The following is a 15,864-nucleotide window of genomic DNA, read 5'->3' as shown; positions in this document are numbered from 1 at the left end:
CGGGCTAGGTCAATGGATTTTCATCGGGGAAGGTGGCTTTCGTCGGAGAGCCCGTGAAAACTGGGTTCTGTCGGATCTGGTACGATCGTTTAAAAATATTGTATACAAAAATATCTTTCGTTGTGTTCTATTTAGGTCATCGGTTTTCAACTGCCCTCAGGGCTTCTCACAACAAGAAGAGGACCTTTTCATGAACGTTCTGAACCTGAAAGTCGCGGTAAGCCTGGTGAATGCCGCGCTGGCCGCAGGCCGCAAGATCAATGCGGCGCCACTGACCGTGGCGGTGCTGGATGCGGGCGGGCACTTGCTGGCGCTGCAGCGGGAAGATGGCGCTAGCCTGATTCGCCCGGAAGTGGCCACCGGTAAAGCCTGGGGTGCGATTGCCTTGGGCAAGGGCTCGCGTTTGCTGGCACTGGATGCGCAGCAACGGCCGGCGTTCTTTGCCGCGCTGAATGGGTTAGGGGAGCGGCCGGTGGTGCCGGCGCCGGGTGGCGTATTGATTCGTGATCAGGACGGCAAGGTGCTGGGTGCGGTAGGGATCAGCGGCGATACGTCGGATATCGACGAGCAGTGCGCGATCAGTGCGATCGAGGAGGTTGGGTTGACGGCGGATGCGGGGGTGGCGGCGTAATAACTTAGATTGTTGGGGCCGCTTTGCGGCCCATCGCGACACAAGGCCGCTCCTACAGGAGCGGCCTGGGCTGCATAGCAGCCCCATTGGCCCGATCAGGCCGCCTCAGGCTCACAGCCCTTGAGCACCAGCCGGATGATGGTCTCGGCCGCCGCGTCATAATCACTGTCGGCCAGCTTGGCCTTGCCCGTCACCGCCGAGATCTGCCAATCGAAATCGGCATAGGTCTGGGTGGCCGCCCAGATGCTGAACATCAGGTGATGCGCATCCACATTGGCAATCTGCCCGCGCTCGATCCAGCCCTGGATGCACTCGATGTTGTGCCGGGCCTGTTCGTTGAGCTGCTCGACCTGGTTGGGCGACAAATGCGGCGCACCGTGCATGATCTCGCTGGCAAACACCTTGGATGCATGCGGCAGGTCGCGCGAGATGCGGATCTTCGAGCGAATGTACGAACTCAACACTTCCTTGGGGTCACCGTCGGCATTGAACGGCGTCGAGGCCTGCATGATCGGCGCGATGATGCTCTCCAGGACCTCGCGGTAGAGGTTGTCCTTGGATTTGAAGTAGTAGTACACGTTTGGCTTGGGCAGGCCGGCCTTGGCCGCGATATCGCTGGTCTTGGTGGCGGCGAAGCCCTTGTCGGCGAATTCCTCGCTGGCCGCGCGCAGGATCAGTTCCTTGTTGCGCTCGCGAATGGTGCTCATGGTCAGGGATCTTCCTCGTGTCTGGCCACCTCTAAGAGGGATCGGGCATGGTAGCACCGGGCTCGACGGGCGCTCAAGGCAGCGACTTTGGGCTAGACTCCGGCGCATTCATTTCACGGGAAACAGGCAAACATGGCAGGCAGCAGTCTACTGGTACTGATCGACGACATCGCCACGGTGCTCGACGACGTGTCACTCATGACCAAAGTCGCGGCGAAGAAGACTGCTGGCGTATTGGGCGACGACCTGGCGCTCAATGCTCAGCAGGTCACTGGCGTACGCGCCGAGCGCGAGATCCCGGTGGTGTGGGCGGTGGCCAAGGGCTCGTTCGTCAACAAGGCGATCCTGGTGCCGGCGGCGTTGCTGATCAGTGCGTTCATCCCTTGGGCGGTAACGCCCTTGTTGATGATCGGCGGCGCTTACCTGTGCTACGAGGGCTTCGAAAAGCTCGCGCACAAGTTCTTGCACAGCAAGGAAGAGGACGAGGCGCAGCATGAGGCGCGCAAGGAAGCCGTGGCCGACGCCAATGTCGACCTGGTGGCCTTCGAGAAAACCAAGATCAAAGGCGCGGTGCGCACCGACTTCATTCTCTCGGCAGAAATCATCGCCATTACCCTGGGCACCGTAGCCGATGCGCCGTTGACCCAGCAGATCATCGTACTGTCGGGTATCGCCATTGTCATGACCATCGGCGTTTACGGGCTGGTGGGCGGCATCGTCAAGCTCGATGACCTGGGCCTGTGGATGACGCAGAAGGCATCGAAGCTGGCCCAGGTGGTGGGTAACGGCATCCTGCGCGCGGCGCCTTACATGATGAAAAGCCTGTCGGTGATCGGCACTGCGGCGATGTTCTTGGTCGGCGGCGGGATTCTGGTGCATGGCATCGGGCCGTTGCATCATGCGATCGAGGCGTTCAGCGAAGGGCGCGGCGGGGCGCTGACGGGCGCATTGCTCAACGGGGGTGTGGGCATTGTTGCGGGCGCTGCCGTGTTGGCGGTCGTAAGCGGTTTGAGCAAGTTGTGGCGGGTAATGCGCCCGGCTCAGTGACCGTGACACAGGGGCCGCAATGCGGCCCCTGTGGTCTTTCAGGTCAGAAGTGAACCTTGACCAGGAAGCTCGCCGTATTCTGGTCGGTCGTGAATGCATCGCTGTCCTTGATGCCGTACTTGTTCTTCCAGTAGTCGTACTCAAAACCTACGTACAGCTGCTTCTCACCCAGGTGCAACGCCTTGCCCAGGTCATATTTGACCTGCGGGTTGAAGTGCAGGTTGGCCTGGTAGGTACCGCGACGGTTCTCGTCGTTGTCCACCACCCAGTCCATGAAACCGTCGATGAGGATGTCGGACGAGCCCACAGGGATGGTGTACGACCACACCGGGGTAATCTGCCAGACGTTGTCACCCGCACGGCTGCCGTCGGTGGTGCGCTGGTAGAAGTTCAGTTGGAAGTAGTCGAAGCCCGGAATGTCCAGGTCGAAGCCAGGGCCGATCAGGTAAGACTCGGTATCCCCCTCGCCAAACTCGTAGGTCATCGCCAACAGCACGTCCTTGACCGGGCCGAACGCCAGCTTCTGGTCGAAGATCTTGCCAAACGACAGGCGCGGGCTGATTTCACCGTAGTAAGTGTTGGGGCCGTTCCCGGCGTCTTTCTTGCCCTGGTAGAAGATCTTGTCGACGAAGATGAAGTTGTCGCCGTACTTCCAGCCATCGGCATGCTCGAACGTCACCGTCTGCTGGATCTCGGGGTTGACCTTGAAGTTCTTGCCCCATAGGTAGGTGAGGCTGTTGTTCTGCCACTGCAGCAGGTCGCCGCCGAAGGTGGTGCCGCAGGCCAGCAGGCCGCCGGCGAGGATCAGGCTGTTGATGGTACGCATTGCGAGTGTCGCTCCCTTGATTGATCTGTTGTCAGCGCTCGTTGTTGGCGCTTTTTTGTCTTTTGAGTCAGCTTTTTTCGATAGGCCACAGCTGTTTGGCAAGAGCTGCGCCAACTTTTCGGGGCTGGCACAACCTTCCTGCTCGACTACGTTCTGAACGGATGAAAAGGGTTTTTCAGGCTGGCAACACGTTGGCCAACCGCCCGAATTCATTGACTGAGCGGTCAGTAAACGCAGGCAGAATCCGTTCTGCCCTGAGCGAGGGGGCGCGCAGATTACTGGCTTGCGCGCCGGTCCTCAAGTGCCCCGTCCTGGAGCGCTGTGAAACAAACTTGTGCGTTTGGTCAGTTTCTTAGAAATGGACTTTGACCAGGGCGCTGGCGACGCTCTGATTACTGTCCACGTTGCCACGGCTGTCGATGCCGTACTTGTCCTTCCAGTAGCTGTATTCAAAGCCTACGTACAACTGCTTGGCGCCCAGGTTCAGGGCCTTGCCCAGGTCATACTTGACCTGTGGGTTGAACTGCAGGTTGGCGTGGTAGGTGCCGCGACGGGTCTGGTCGTTGTCCACCACCCAGTCCATGTAACCGTCGATCAGGATGTCGGAGCGGCCCACGGGGATGGTGTAGGACCACGCCGGGGTGATCTGCCAGACGTTGTCCCCAGGGCGGCTGCCCTCGGTGTTGCGCACGTAGAAGTTCAAGGTGAAATAGTTGAAGCCGGGGACGGCCAGATCGAAACCGGGGCCGATCAGGTAGGCCTCGTTGTCGCCTTCGCCACGCTCGTAGGTCATGGCGATCAGCACGTCCTTGATCGGGCCGAACTCGAATTTGTGGCCGGTCATCTTGCCAAGCGACAGGCGCGGGCTGAATTCACCGTAGTAGGTGGTCACGCCTTTGCCGGGGTCGGCCTTGCCGTTGTAGAAAATCTTGTCGACGAACATGAAGGTGTCGCCGTACTTCCATTTGTTGGCGTGCTCGAACGTGATGGTCTGCTGGATACCAGGGTTGACCTTGAAGTCCTTGCCGTACAGGTAGCTCAGGCTTTCGCCGTGCCATTGCAGCCATTCGCCTGCATGCGAGGGGAGGGTGGCCAGCAGGCTGCTGCCCAACAACAGGGACGAGGTGATGCGCTTCATGTTGTGATTCCCGGACTTATTGTTTTTGTTGGCGGTGTTTTTAGCGCGCAGGGGCGCCCCGAGCGGCCCATTCCGGCGGGCCGACGGTGTAGCGGTTACTGCGGGTGTGAGTGAGGGGCGGCCAATGCGCCGCCCCTCGGGCTCAATGCTGGTGACAGGCGTCGTTATGCGCTGCGCGGTCGGCGCCACCGAGGATGTTGAACAACACGTTCAACACCAGGGCGCTGACCGTGGCCATGGCGATGCCACTGTGGGTGATCGGTTCCATCCACTGCGGCATCTGCGCGAAGAAATCCGGGCGCACCACGGGGATCAGCCCGAAACCGACGCTCACCGCCACCAGCAACTGGTTGCGACGGTCGCCGATGTCCGCTTCCTGAAGAATCTTGATCCCGGTGGCGGTGACCATGCCGAACATGGCAATGGACGCGCCGCCCAGTACCGCAGGCGGGATCGAGGCAATCAGGTAGGCCGCCTTGGGCAGCAGGCTGAGCATGATCAACAGCGCACCGGCCACCACGGTAACGTAGCGGCAGCGTACCCCGGTCATCTGCACCAGGCCGATGTTCTGGGCGAACGAGGAATGAGTGAAGGTGTTGAAGAAGCCCGCGATGAACGACGCGCCGGCATCGCACAGCAGGCCGCGACGCAGCATGCCGGGGGTGACTTCACGATCGGTCACCTTGCCCAGGGCGAGGAACATGCCCGTGGACTCGACGAAGATGATCACCACCACCAGGCACATCGACAGGATCGGCGCCAGGCTGAAGGTCGGCATGCCGAAGTGCAGTGGGGTCACCACTTGCAGCCACGGTGCCTGGCTCAGGCCAGACAGGTCGACCATGCCGATGGAGCCGGCCAGGATGTAACCCAGGCCCATGCCCACCAGCACCGAAACGTTGACCCAGAAGCCGCGCATGAAGCGGTTGATCAACAGGATCACGGCCAGCACCAGGCCCGCGACCATCAGGTAGATGGGCGAACCGAAGGCTTCTGCTTCATGGCCGCCACCGGCCCAGTTGACCGCAACCGGGAACAGCGACAGGCCGATCGAGGTGATCACGGTACCGGTAACCAGGGGCGGGAAGAAGCGCACGACCTTGGACATGAAGGGCGCGATCAGCATGCCGAAGAACCCGGCGGCGATGGTCGCGCCGAAGATCCCCTGCAAGCCCACGCCGGGCATGCCGGCCATGGCCACCATGCTGCCGACGGCAGCGAAGCTGGCACCCATCATCACCGGCATGCGGATCCCTACCGGGCCGATACCGAACGACTGGATGATGGTGGCGACGCCTGCAACCAGCAGGTCGGCGTTGATCAGGAAGGCAACTTCTTCACGGGACAATCCAGCAGCCTGGCCAATGATCAAAGGCACGGCAATCGCGCCTCCGTACATCAGCAGTACATGTTGCAGGCCTACCAGAATCAGTTGGAACAGGGGCAGAGGCTGACGCGGCGGCGCAACAGGGATGTACGCCTTGCGTGACTCGGACATGCAGCACCTCGAGTTTTGTTTTTATTCTCGGATCCAAGCGTCAAGCTCCAAGCGGCAAGCTTCAAGAAGAAGCTTGGTGATCCGCGTTGGAGCCTGACGCTCGATGCTTGCTTGTTACCTACGACTTACAGCTTGAGGCTTGAAGCTTGCGGCTTCTATCAGTTGACCTGGGCGCCTTTGGCGATCCAGTCACCAACGAGCTTGCGCTCTTCGGTGGTCATCTGGGTGATGTTGCCCAGCGGCATGATCTGGCTGGCGACCGCTTGCGCCTGAATGCGCGCGGCCTGGGCCTGGATCTGCTGCGGGGTGTCGAACATCACGCCGGCAGGGGCGGCGCTGAACAGTGGGCTGGTCGGTTTCGACGAGTGGCACACGGTGCAGCGTTCCTGGATGACATTGTGGATCTTGTCAAAGTCGCCACCACCGGCCTGGGCAGCGGCCTGGGCCGGTGCTTGCGCAGGTGCGGCTGGCGCTTGCGCAGCCTTGGCGGCGTCCTCGGCGCGCTGCTCGGCAGCGGTCTTGCCACCGACAGCAGTTGCAGGCAGCGGCTGGTACTCGATCTTCGCTGCGGCTTGCTCAGGGCTTACGGCCATCGGTTTCGGGCCGGTGACGTAGGCCAGGCAGATCATCGCCAGGGCGCCTACCGGCAGGGTCCAGGCGTACTTGTTGCTGTCGTGGCGGGTGTTGAAGTAGTGGCGGATCAGAACCGCGGCTACTGCGATACCGGCCAGGATCAGCCAGTTGTACTGGCTACCGTAGGTGCTCGGGAAATGGTTGCTGATCATGATGAACAGCACCGGCAGGGTGAAGTAGTTGTTGTGGCGCGAGCGCAGCAGCCCCTTGGCCGGCAGGCGCGGGTCCGGGGTGGTGTTGCTCTCGATCGCGGCCACCAGCTGGCGCTGGGCCGGCATGATGATGCGGAACACGTTGCCGACCATGATGGTGCCGATGATCGCGCCGGTGTGCAGGTATGCGCCACGGCCGCTGAACACCAGGCTGAAGCCCCAGCAGGCGGCGATGATCAGCACGAACAGTACACCACCGAGCAGCGCTGGCTTCTTGCCCAGGGGCGAGTCGCACAGGAAGTCGTAGATGAACCAGCCAGCGATCAGCGAACCGATACCGATGGCCACGCCTTCGGCACCGCTCAGGGTGCTGCCAGGGGCCAGCAGGTACAGGGCCGGGTTCCAGTAGAACACCACGCACAGCAGGGCGATACCGGACATCCAGGTGAAGTAGGCTTCCCATTTGAACCAGTGCAGGTTCTCGGGCATTTTCGGGGGTGCGAGTTTGTATTTCTCCAGGTGGTAGATACCACCGCCGTGAATCGCCCAGAGATCACCCGACAACCCATCGCGCGGGTTGCTTCGGTTCAGGTGGTTCTCCAGCCAGACGAAGTAGAACGATGCACCGATCCAGGCGACACCGGTGATCATGTGAACCCAGCGAATGCTCAGGTTCAGCCATTCGTGAAGGTGTGCTTCCACAGTATGTACCTCTGCCAATCACCTTGCGATGATCGACCTTTTCTTATTGGTGGGGATTGAGGATCAGCATCTGTTCCTCGGTGAAGTAATGCTCATCGCAGTTGTTGCCAGAACCACTGCGATCAACCACCAGGAAATCATCCCGCTTTTCGATCGTCAGCACCGGGTGGTGCCAGACGCCGCGATGGTAATTGATGCCCTGCCTGCCGTTACTGCGGAAGGCGCGGACCAAACCTGATACAGGTGCATCGCCAACGGGCGCGACCACGATCAGAAAGGGGTTGCCGAGCAGCGGGATGAAAGCCTGGCTGCCCAGCGGATGGCGTTCCAGCATGCGTACGGTCAGCGGCATGTCCAGCGCGTCGGCGCGGAAGATGCTGATGATCGCTTTGTCTTCAGGCTCGGCGGTCTCGACCGTGGCGAGCTTGTGAAAGCGCATGGTCGAGCCGTTGTTGATCATGAAGTGGTCACTGCCATCGGTTTCGATCACGTCACCGAACGGGGCGAAGGCTTCTTTGGTCAGGGGCTCGATCATCAGGGTGCGCATGCGGTTATCTCTTCTATGTTCGTTATTCTTGAAAGGGCTCTAACGTTCGTTGCAGCGGTAATTACAGCTGCAGCAGACGGAACAGGGCGATCAGGTTGATCTGCGCCAGGGCTTCCTTGAATTCGGCATCGCTGTCGTTGTGGATGCGTTTTTCGAAAGCGGCGAGGATCTGGTGCCGGTTGCTGCCCTTGACCGCCATGATGAACGGGAACTGGAACTTGGCCTTGTAGGCGTCGTTGAGCTCGGTGAAACGGGCGAACTCTTCGGCGGTGCACTGGTGGATACCGGCGCCGGCCTGCTCGTTGGTGCTCGATTCGGTCAGCTCGCCCTGGATGGCCGCTTTGCCAGCCAGGTCCGGGTGAGCGTTGATCAGCGCCAACTGGTCGGCGTGGCTGGCGCTGAGCAGGATGTCGCTCATACGCTGGTGCAGCGCCTCGACCTCGTCCAGCTCGATCAGGTTGCCCAGGCCATAGGCTTTTTCAGCGACCCACGGCGAGTGCTCGTAGATGTCGGCGAAGGCGGCGACGAATGCGTCACGGCCCAGGGTGGAGGGCTTGAGGGTCTTGAAGGCGGTCATCAGGCGTTCTCTTTCTTGTACGGGTGGGTGGCGTGCCAGTGGCGGGCGATGTCCGCGCGACGGGCGAACCAGACCTGGTCATGGCTCTTGGCGTAGTCGACGAAGCGCTTCAGCGCGGCCAAGCGCGCCGGGCGGCCGACCAGGCGGCAGTGCAGGCCGATGGAGAGCATCTTCGGTGCTTCGGCGCCTTCGGCGTAGAGCACATCGAAGGCGTCCTTGAGGTACTGGAAGAACTGCTCGCCGCAGTTGAAGCCCTGTACCTGGGTGAAGCGCATGTCGTTGGTGTCCAGGGTGTAGGGGATCACCAGGTGCGGCTTGCCGGTCGGGTTGTTCGGCTCCCAGTAGGGCAGGTCGTCGTCGTAGGTGTCGCTGTCATAGAGGAAGCCACCTTCCTCCATCACCAGGCGGCGGGTGTTCGGGCCGGTGCGGCCGGTGTACCAGCCCACCGGGCGCTCGCCGGTCAGTTCGGTGAGGATGCGGATGGCCTCGAGCATGTGCTCGCGCTCCTGCGCTTCATCCATGTTCTGGTAGTCGATCCAGCGGTAGCCGTGGCTGCAGATCTCGTGGCCGGCTTCAGCCATGGCGCGGATCACGTCCGGGTGGCGCTGGGCGGCCATGGCCACGGCGAACACGGTCAGCGGCACGCCGCTGTCCTTGAACAGCTTGAGCAGGCGCCACACGCCGGCACGGCTGCCGTACTCATACAGCGATTCCATGCTCATGTTGCGCTGGCCCTGCAACGGCTGGGCAGCCACCATCTCGGACAGGAAGGCTTCGGACTCTTTGTCACCGTGCAGGATGTTGCGCTCGCCACCTTCTTCGTAGTTCAGGACGAAGGACAGTGCAATGCGGGCGTTGCCCGGCCATTGCGGGTGAGGTGGGTTGTTGCCGTAACCGATCAGGTCGCGAGGATAGTCAGCGCTCACTGCAGTTTTCCTTCTTGTGCGTTAGTGCGGGGGTGGGCGGGCCGCGTCGGGATGTCGCACCACCGGATGGGCTGATTGTATACAACTTCTGAAATCTTTTGTAAGCCTGTTTTTCCGCATTTCTTCCCTTTTGTCGCCTGAGAATCCCTTGCAATAAACCTGCCTGGTTGGTCAGCTAATGACGTGGGTGTCGGCATGGCGTCTGTATTTGCGACTGTATGACGGCTTTAGGGAGGCGGCGACGGATGGGTTCAAAAAATTGTGTACAATTTGACGATGGAATGTCTTAATAACGCCATTCCCGCACATCGCAGGCCGTTTGGCGTGATGATGGCCGTGTATTTTTTGCCCACAGATTGAACAAGAGGCGACAAGCAATGGGACGTTTGACCACACACGTACTGGATGCCGCGCATGGCTGCCCGGGCAGCTCGATCAAGGTCGAGCTGTACCGCGTCGAAGGCCAGCAGTTGGAGCTGGTTAACACCGCTCTGACCAACAGCGATGGCCGCGTCGATGCGCCGCTGCTGCAGGGTGACGATTACCGTACCGGCGTTTACCAGCTGCAGTTCAGTGCTGGCGCCTACTACCGTGCTCGCGGCGTACAGCTGCCGGACACGGCGTTTCTGGATGTTGTTGTGCTGCGTTTTGGCATCGACGAGCAGCAGGAGCACTACCACGTGCCGCTGCTGATCTCGCCGTATAGCTATTCGACCTATCGCGGAAGCTAGTTGGTCGCTAGAAGAATCTTCGTAGGTCCTTTGGCCCGCTCTCACACTGGCGGGCTTTTTTTCGTCTGGCGGAAAGTGATGGGGGGGTGGCTTGGATGTTGTAGTGGCCATGAGATCGAGCGCCGCGGGTGCGGCGCTTGATCTCGAATGCACTGAAACTCTAAAGCCGGGTAAGCAATGCCTTAAAGGAACACGAACTTGGCAATGAAGATGGCGCACAGCACCCAGAGGCTGGCCGAGATTTCCTTGTACTTGCCAGTGCCCGCCTTCAATGCCACATAGGTGATAAAGCCCAGGGCAATACCGTCGGCGACCGAGAAGGTCAGCGGCATCATGATCACTGTGACGATCGCCGGAATGCTGTCGGTGGCTTCGTCCCAGTGGATATGCGCCATGCTGCCCATCATCAGCATGGCCACGTAGATCAATGCACCCGCAGTGGCATAAGCCGGAATCATCCCGGCCAGCGGCGCGAAGAACATCGCCGCAATGAACAGCAGCCCCACCACCACAGCCGTGAGGCCAGTCCGGCCACCGGCGGCCACGCCTGCGGCACTTTCTACATAGCTGGTTACCGGCGGCACACCGACCACCGCGCCGAATACGCTGGACGCACTGTCTGCCTTCAGCGCCCGTGACAGGTTTTCGATGCGCCCATCAGGCGCCACCAGGTTGGCCCGTTGTGCCACGCCCATCAGGGTGCCGGCGGTGTCGAACATGTGCACGAACAGAAACGCCAGCACCACGCTGATCATGCTGACGTTGAACACGCCGGCGACATCCATGGCCATCCAGGTCGGCGCCAGGCTCGGTGGCATCGATACCACCCCGCCAAACTTCACCAGGCCCAGCCCCCAGCCGGCGAGGGTGACGCCGATGATGCTGATCAGGATCGCGCCGAAGACCCGTTTGTAGCTGAGGATTGCAATCGACAGGAAGCACACCGCCGCCAGCAGAGGGCCGGGTTCATGCAGCGAGCCCAGCTTGATCAGCGTGGCCGGGCTGTCGACGATGATGCCTGCGGTCTTCAGGCCGATCAGTCCGAGAAACAATCCGACGCCGGCCCCCATCGCATGGCGCAGGCTCAACGGGATGCTGTTGAGCAGCCACTCGCGCACCTTCGACAAGGTGAGGAACATGAACAGCACACCCGAGACGAATACCGCGCCCAGTGCCGTTTCCCAGTTGTAGCCCATGGTGCCGACCACGGTGTAGGTGAAGAAGGCGTTCAGGCCCATGCCGGGCGCCAGGCCCACCGGCCAGTTGGCATACAGGCCCATCAGCAGGCAGCCCAGCGCTGCGGCGATGCAGGTGGCGACGAAGGCCGCGCCGTGATCGATGCCGGCGTCGGCCATGATGTTGGGGTTGACGAAGATGATGTAGGCCATGGTGATGAAGGTGGTCACCCCGGCGATCATTTCAGTTTTGACGGTGCTGCCGTGTTGCTTGAGTTTAAAAATCCGTTCCAGCCAGCTCGTTTCGAGCGGTGGGGCGAGATCCAGCGTAGGGGCTTCGGATTTGCGGCTTTCCACAGCGGGTACTCCTCAAGTCTTTCTTGTTGTGTCGGAGCCATTGTCCTGCGCATGCACTTGGCGGCTCCGCGAGGGGAAGGCAGACGCCTGACCATTTTGTTGACTTATGGGTCAGGAAGTCGCACGGTGGATTATGCTTTTGTGTACAAAGAATGCAAATAATGTTTTATCTTTTGTGCGCACAAATGCGCGTACAACGGCTATATATGTGAAAGGCCACCTGCAGAAACGGGTCAGCCTGTGTACAATGGCGCCATACCTTGGTCCTTCATCCCTTTTCAGGACTTGCCAGCCACCCTCTGACACGCGTTACAGTCAAGGTCCGACTGGTGGATCCACGTGCTCGAGTGCCCATGAACGAACAGCTGCAACCTCTGAAAAAACCTGTGCGCACTGGCAAGGCCGGGCGCAGTGGTACCCAGGACGACATCGTCTACGCGCATATTTTCGAGGCGATCCTCGAACAGCGTCTGGCTCCGGGCACCAAGTTGAGCGAGGAAGCGCTGGGCGAGATCTTCGGCGTCAGCCGCACCATCATCCGCCGCGCCCTGTCGCGCCTGGCCCACGAAAGCGTGGTGCTGTTGCGGCCCAACCGCGGTGCGGTGGTGGCCAGCCCGACGGTTGAAGAGGCGCGCCAGGTGTTCTTCTCGCGGCGCATGGTCGAGCGCGCCATCACCGAACTGGCCGTGCAGCACGCCACCCTCGACCAGCTCAACGAGCTGCGGCAGATGGTGCGCGAGGAGCGCGACAGCTTCTCGCGCGGCGATCGGGGTGCGGGTATCCGTCTTTCTGGCGAATTCCACCTCAAGCTGGCCGAAGCGGCGGGCAATGCGCCCTTGGTCAGCTTCCAGCGCAGCCTGGTGTCGCAGACCTCGCTGATCATTGCCCAGTACGAAAGCGGCAACCGCTCGCATTGCTCCTATGACGAGCACATGCAACTGATCGATGCCATCGAAGCGCGTGACGCCGAGCAGGCGGTGAGCTTGATGATGCACCATATGGACCACATCGACAGCAAGCTGAACCTGGACGAGGAGAGTGCCTCGGACGATCTGCATGCGGTGTTCTCGCACCTGCTGAAAAAGCCAAAGGTTTCGGCCAAGGGTTGATCGTTTGCCTCGGTAGATGTGGGGTTTTGCAGGCGCGGGCTTGCCCGCTCCTACACATCAGCCAAAGGTCTGCTAAATTCTTGTGAGCAAACCTTCATCAAGCAGTTGGGCTTGCGCATTCGTTGCGTTCAACTTCTTGAGGAATGGATTCATGAGCATGTCCCTCGGTAAACGCATGGGTGCCGAATTGATCGGCACCTTCTGGCTGGTCCTTGGTGGCTGTGGCAGTGCGGTACTCGCAGCCAGTTCCCCCCTCGGTATCGGCGTTCTCGGTGTTGCTTTCGCCTTCGGCCTTACAGTGCTGACCATGGCCTTCGCCATCGGCCACATTTCCGGCTGTCATCTAAACCCTGCCGTATCGTTCGGGCTGGTGGTGGGCGGGCGTTTCCCGGCCAAAGAGCTGCTGCCCTACGTGATCGCACAGGTAATCGGCGCCATCCTGGCTGCGGGTGTGATCTACCTCATCGCCAGCGGCAAGGCCGGTTTCGAGTTGTCTTCGGGATTGGCTTCAAACGGCTACGCCGACCACTCGCCCGGCGGCTACACACTGGGTGCGGGTTTCATCAGTGAAGTGGTGATGACGGCGATGTTCCTGGTGGTAATCATGGGCGCCACCGACTCCCGCGCCCCAGCAGGTTTCGCGCCGATTGCCATCGGCCTGGCCCTGACCCTGATCCACCTGATCTCCATTCCGGTGACCAATACTTCGGTCAACCCCGCGCGTAGCACGGGGCCGGCACTGTTCGTCGGCGGTTGGGCCCTGCAGCAACTGTGGCTGTTCTGGCTGGCGCCGCTGATCGGGGCTGCGATCGGCGGCGCGTTGTACCGGGGCCTGGCGAAAGAACCTTAGCGCTGGTGCACGCAACGCCCGGCGGCGTAGGTTTCCCGCACGGTGCGGTCATCGCCCAGGGTGGTGAGCACGAACAGGGTCTCTTCGATGCTGTTGGACTGCTGGATACGGTAGTCCAGCAGCGGCGTGGCCTTGTAGTCGAGCACGACGAAGTCGGCATCGTTGCCGGGGCGCAGGCTGCCGATGCGATCGTCCAGGCGCAGTGCGCGGGCGCCGCCGAGGGTGGCCAGGTACAGCGACTTGTAGGGGTGCAGGCGCGCGCCCTGCAACTGCATGACCTTGTACGCCTCGTTGAGGGTGTTGAGCAGCGAGAAGCTGGTGCCAGCGCCCACGTCGGTGCCCAGGCCCACGTTGACCTTGAAGCGCTCGGCCTGGGGCAGGTTGAACAGGCCGCTACCGAGGAACAGGTTGGACGTCGGGCAGAAGGCCACGGCCGAACCGGTTTCGGCCAGGCGCTGGCACTCGTCGTCGCACAGGTGCACGCCATGGGCGAACACCGAGCGCTCGCCGAGCAGCTCGAAGTGGTCGTACACGTCCAGGTAGCCCTTCTGCTCCGGGAACAGTGACTTGACCCAGTCTATTTCCTTGAGGTTTTCCGACAGGTGCGTGTGCATGTACACGCCTGGGTGCTCTTTGAGCAACTGGCCAGCGAGTGTCAGTTGCTCTGGCGTGCTGGTCGGTGCGAAACGTGGGGTCACCGCGTAGTGCAGGCGGCCCTTGCCGTGCCAGCGTTCGATCAATGCCTTGCTTTCGCTGTAACCGGACTCGGCCGTGTCAGTCAGGTAGTCAGGGGCATTGCGGTCCATCATCACCTTGCCGGCGATCATCCGCAGGTCGAGGCGCTCGGCTTCTTCGAACAGGGCGTTGACCGACTCCGGGTGCACGCTGCCAAACACCAGGGCGGTGGTAGTGCCGTTGCGCAGCAGTTCCTTGAGGAAGATTTTCGCGACCTGGTCGGCATGGCCCTTGTCGGCGAACTGTTTCTCGCACGGGAAGGTGTAGGTGTTGAGCCAGTCCAGCAGCTGTTCGCCGTACGAGCCGATCATGCCGGTCTGTGGGAAGTGGATGTGGGTATCGATGAAGCCTGGGGTGATCAACGCATCCTGGTAATGCACCACTTCGATGCCGGCATCCAGGGTCGGCAGCAGGTCGCTGGCGTGGCCGAGGGCGCTGATGCGGCCATCGTCGACCACCAGCAGGCCGTCTTCGTAGTAAGCGTGGGAGGCGTCAAGGCCGACTTCGGCCGGGTCGGCGATGCTGTGCAGGATGGCGGCACGGTAGGCTTTGCGGGTTGCGGTCATAAAGCGCTCGTCAAATGGCTTGGCTGCGCCGGGAGGGCGGCAGCAACTGGGCAATGGGGCCGGCGTTGGCGGCAGCGTCATGCTGGCCGAAGCAGGCGTTGTAGGTGGCAATGATTTCACCGGCGATGGACACGGCGATCTCGATCGGCAGCTTGCCCTTGACCTCGGCAATGCCCATCGGGCAGCGCATGCGCGCCATGACGGCATCATCGAAGCCACGCTCGCGCAGGCGGTGCTCGAACTTGGCCCGTTTGGTCTTCGAGCCGATCAGGCCGAACCAGGTGAAATCATTGCGTTTGAGAATGGCGGCGGTCAGTTCCAGGTCGAGCTGGTGGTTGTGGGTCATGACGATGCAGTAGCTGCCGGCTGGCAGGTCGGCCACTTCGTCGACGGGCTCCTCGTTGACCACCTTGGTCACCCCGTTGGGGATGAGCTCGGGAAACTCCTGTTCGCGCGAATCGATCCAGCGCACCCGGCAGGGCAACGCGGCGAGCAAGGGTACCAGAGCGCGGCCGACATGGCCCGCGCCGAACACCGCGATCTGCGCCTGCACGGCGGCCATTGGCTCGAACAGCAGCACGGTCACACCGCCGCAGCACTGGCCGAGGCTTGCACCCAGGCTGAAGCGCTCCAGGTGCGGGGTGGTGCGCTGGTCTTCGAGCATTTGCCGGGCGATATGCAGGGCCTTGTATTCCAGGTGGCCGCCGCCGATGGTATCGAACAGCGCGGTGGCGCTGACGACCATTTTCGAGCCGGCGTTACGCGGGGTAGAGCCGCGCTCCTCGATGATGGTCACCAGCACGCAGGGTTCACCGCGGGACTGGTGGTCGGCGAGGGCGTTGATCCATTGGTGCATGATCCAACCTCTCTTCTGTCTACGCGGGCCTTGTGTAGGAGCGGCCTTGCGTCGCGAAAGGGCTGCGCAGCGGCCCCAGGATTTCAGCTTCGCTGCTGAGC

General features: G+C 61.4%; 16 protein-coding genes. 5 read left to right on the top strand and 11 right to left on the bottom strand.

The window, feature by feature from the left end:
* Positions 1–190 precede the first annotated feature (190 nt).
* Positions 191–631 carry a heme-binding protein gene (locus LOY26_RS18815; protein ID WP_258713980.1) on the top strand — a complete coding sequence of 147 codons (441 nt, stop codon included), beginning with the start codon at positions 191–193 and terminating at the stop codon, positions 629–631.
* A gap of 95 nt (positions 632–726) precedes the next feature.
* Here the strand turns inward: LOY26_RS18815 and LOY26_RS18810 are convergent, their stop codons facing one another.
* Positions 727–1,338, bottom strand: a complete 612-nt coding sequence (locus LOY26_RS18810) for a TetR/AcrR family transcriptional regulator (protein ID WP_033699390.1) — start codon at positions 1,336–1,338, stop codon at positions 727–729.
* Positions 1,339–1,470: 132 nt separating this feature from the next.
* Here LOY26_RS18810 and LOY26_RS18805 point away from each other — a divergent pair, with 132 nt between their 5' ends.
* On the top strand, positions 1,471–2,385 hold the full coding sequence (locus LOY26_RS18805; protein WP_033699388.1) for a DUF808 domain-containing protein: 915 nt from the start codon (positions 1,471–1,473) through the stop codon (positions 2,383–2,385).
* Positions 2,386–2,428: 43 nt separating this feature from the next.
* Here the strand turns inward: LOY26_RS18805 and LOY26_RS18800 are convergent, their stop codons facing one another.
* The 7 genes from LOY26_RS18800 to puuE form a co-directional block, all read right to left on the bottom strand.
* Positions 2,429–3,211 carry an outer membrane protein OmpK gene (locus LOY26_RS18800; protein ID WP_027592962.1) on the bottom strand — a complete coding sequence of 261 codons (783 nt, stop codon included), beginning with the start codon at positions 3,209–3,211 and terminating at the stop codon, positions 2,429–2,431.
* Positions 3,212–3,563: 352 nt separating this feature from the next.
* Positions 3,564–4,349, bottom strand: a complete 786-nt coding sequence (locus LOY26_RS18795; RefSeq protein WP_186656403.1) for an outer membrane protein OmpK — start codon at positions 4,347–4,349, stop codon at positions 3,564–3,566.
* A 142-nt stretch (positions 4,350–4,491) separates the two neighbouring features.
* A complete protein-coding gene (locus LOY26_RS18790) occupies positions 4,492–5,847 on the bottom strand; it encodes a nucleobase:cation symporter-2 family protein (protein ID WP_033699386.1) in 1,356 nt (451 codons plus the stop codon).
* A 158-nt stretch (positions 5,848–6,005) separates the two neighbouring features.
* On the bottom strand, positions 6,006–7,334 hold the full coding sequence (locus LOY26_RS18785) for a urate hydroxylase PuuD (protein ID WP_033699385.1): 1,329 nt from the start codon (positions 7,332–7,334) through the stop codon (positions 6,006–6,008).
* Between the two features lie 43 nt (positions 7,335–7,377).
* A complete protein-coding gene (locus LOY26_RS18780) occupies positions 7,378–7,881 on the bottom strand; it encodes an ureidoglycolate lyase (protein ID WP_027592958.1) in 504 nt (167 codons plus the stop codon).
* Positions 7,882–7,942: 61 nt separating this feature from the next.
* Positions 7,943–8,458, bottom strand: coding sequence for a 2-oxo-4-hydroxy-4-carboxy-5-ureidoimidazoline decarboxylase (gene uraD / locus LOY26_RS18775; RefSeq protein ID WP_033699383.1), 516 nt, complete (start codon positions 8,456–8,458; stop codon positions 7,943–7,945).
* On the bottom strand, positions 8,458–9,384 hold the full coding sequence (puuE, locus tag LOY26_RS18770; protein WP_019471481.1) for an allantoinase PuuE: 927 nt from the start codon (positions 9,382–9,384) through the stop codon (positions 8,458–8,460). The genes uraD and puuE overlap by 1 nt, the downstream gene beginning before the upstream one ends.
* Positions 9,385–9,761: 377 nt before the next feature.
* Here puuE and uraH point away from each other — a divergent pair, with 377 nt between their 5' ends.
* Positions 9,762–10,115: a hydroxyisourate hydrolase gene (gene uraH / locus LOY26_RS18765; RefSeq protein ID WP_008091641.1), complete on the top strand. Its 354-nt coding sequence runs from the start codon at positions 9,762–9,764 to the stop codon at positions 10,113–10,115.
* Positions 10,116–10,297: 182 nt separating this feature from the next.
* Here the strand turns inward: uraH and LOY26_RS18760 are convergent, their stop codons facing one another.
* Positions 10,298–11,647, bottom strand: a complete 1,350-nt coding sequence (locus tag LOY26_RS18760) for an NCS2 family permease (RefSeq protein WP_047583647.1) — start codon at positions 11,645–11,647, stop codon at positions 10,298–10,300.
* A 353-nt stretch (positions 11,648–12,000) separates the two neighbouring features.
* On the opposite strand from LOY26_RS18760, the gene LOY26_RS18755 reads away from it, so the two are divergent.
* Both LOY26_RS18755 and aqpZ read left to right on the top strand, forming a co-directional pair.
* Complete coding sequence (locus LOY26_RS18755; protein WP_047583646.1) at positions 12,001–12,756, top strand: GntR family transcriptional regulator; 756 nt, start codon at positions 12,001–12,003, stop codon at positions 12,754–12,756.
* A gap of 151 nt (positions 12,757–12,907) precedes the next feature.
* Positions 12,908–13,606 (top strand): aquaporin Z, encoded by a 699-nt coding sequence (aqpZ, locus tag LOY26_RS18750; RefSeq protein WP_033699378.1) that lies wholly within the window; start codon positions 12,908–12,910, stop codon positions 13,604–13,606.
* Here aqpZ and guaD read toward each other — a convergent pair.
* Together guaD and xdhC are read right to left on the bottom strand one after the other, a co-directional pair.
* Positions 13,603–14,907 (bottom strand): guanine deaminase, encoded by a 1,305-nt coding sequence (gene guaD, locus LOY26_RS18745; RefSeq protein WP_033699377.1) that lies wholly within the window; start codon positions 14,905–14,907, stop codon positions 13,603–13,605. The two genes, aqpZ and guaD, sit on opposite strands and share 4 nt — an antisense overlap.
* A 10-nt stretch (positions 14,908–14,917) precedes the next feature.
* Entirely contained in the window at positions 14,918–15,763 is an 846-nt protein-coding gene (xdhC, locus tag LOY26_RS18740; RefSeq protein WP_095063711.1) for a xanthine dehydrogenase accessory protein XdhC, read from the bottom strand.
* Between the last annotated feature and the right edge of the window lie 101 nt (positions 15,764–15,864).

It is taken from the genome of Pseudomonas sp. B21-047 (genome assembly GCF_024748775.1).
Taxonomy (GTDB): domain Bacteria; phylum Pseudomonadota; class Gammaproteobacteria; order Pseudomonadales; family Pseudomonadaceae; genus Aquipseudomonas; species Aquipseudomonas capeferrum.
Note: the sequence above shows the minus strand (reverse complement) of the source record. Positions and strands in the feature narration are given on the sequence as shown.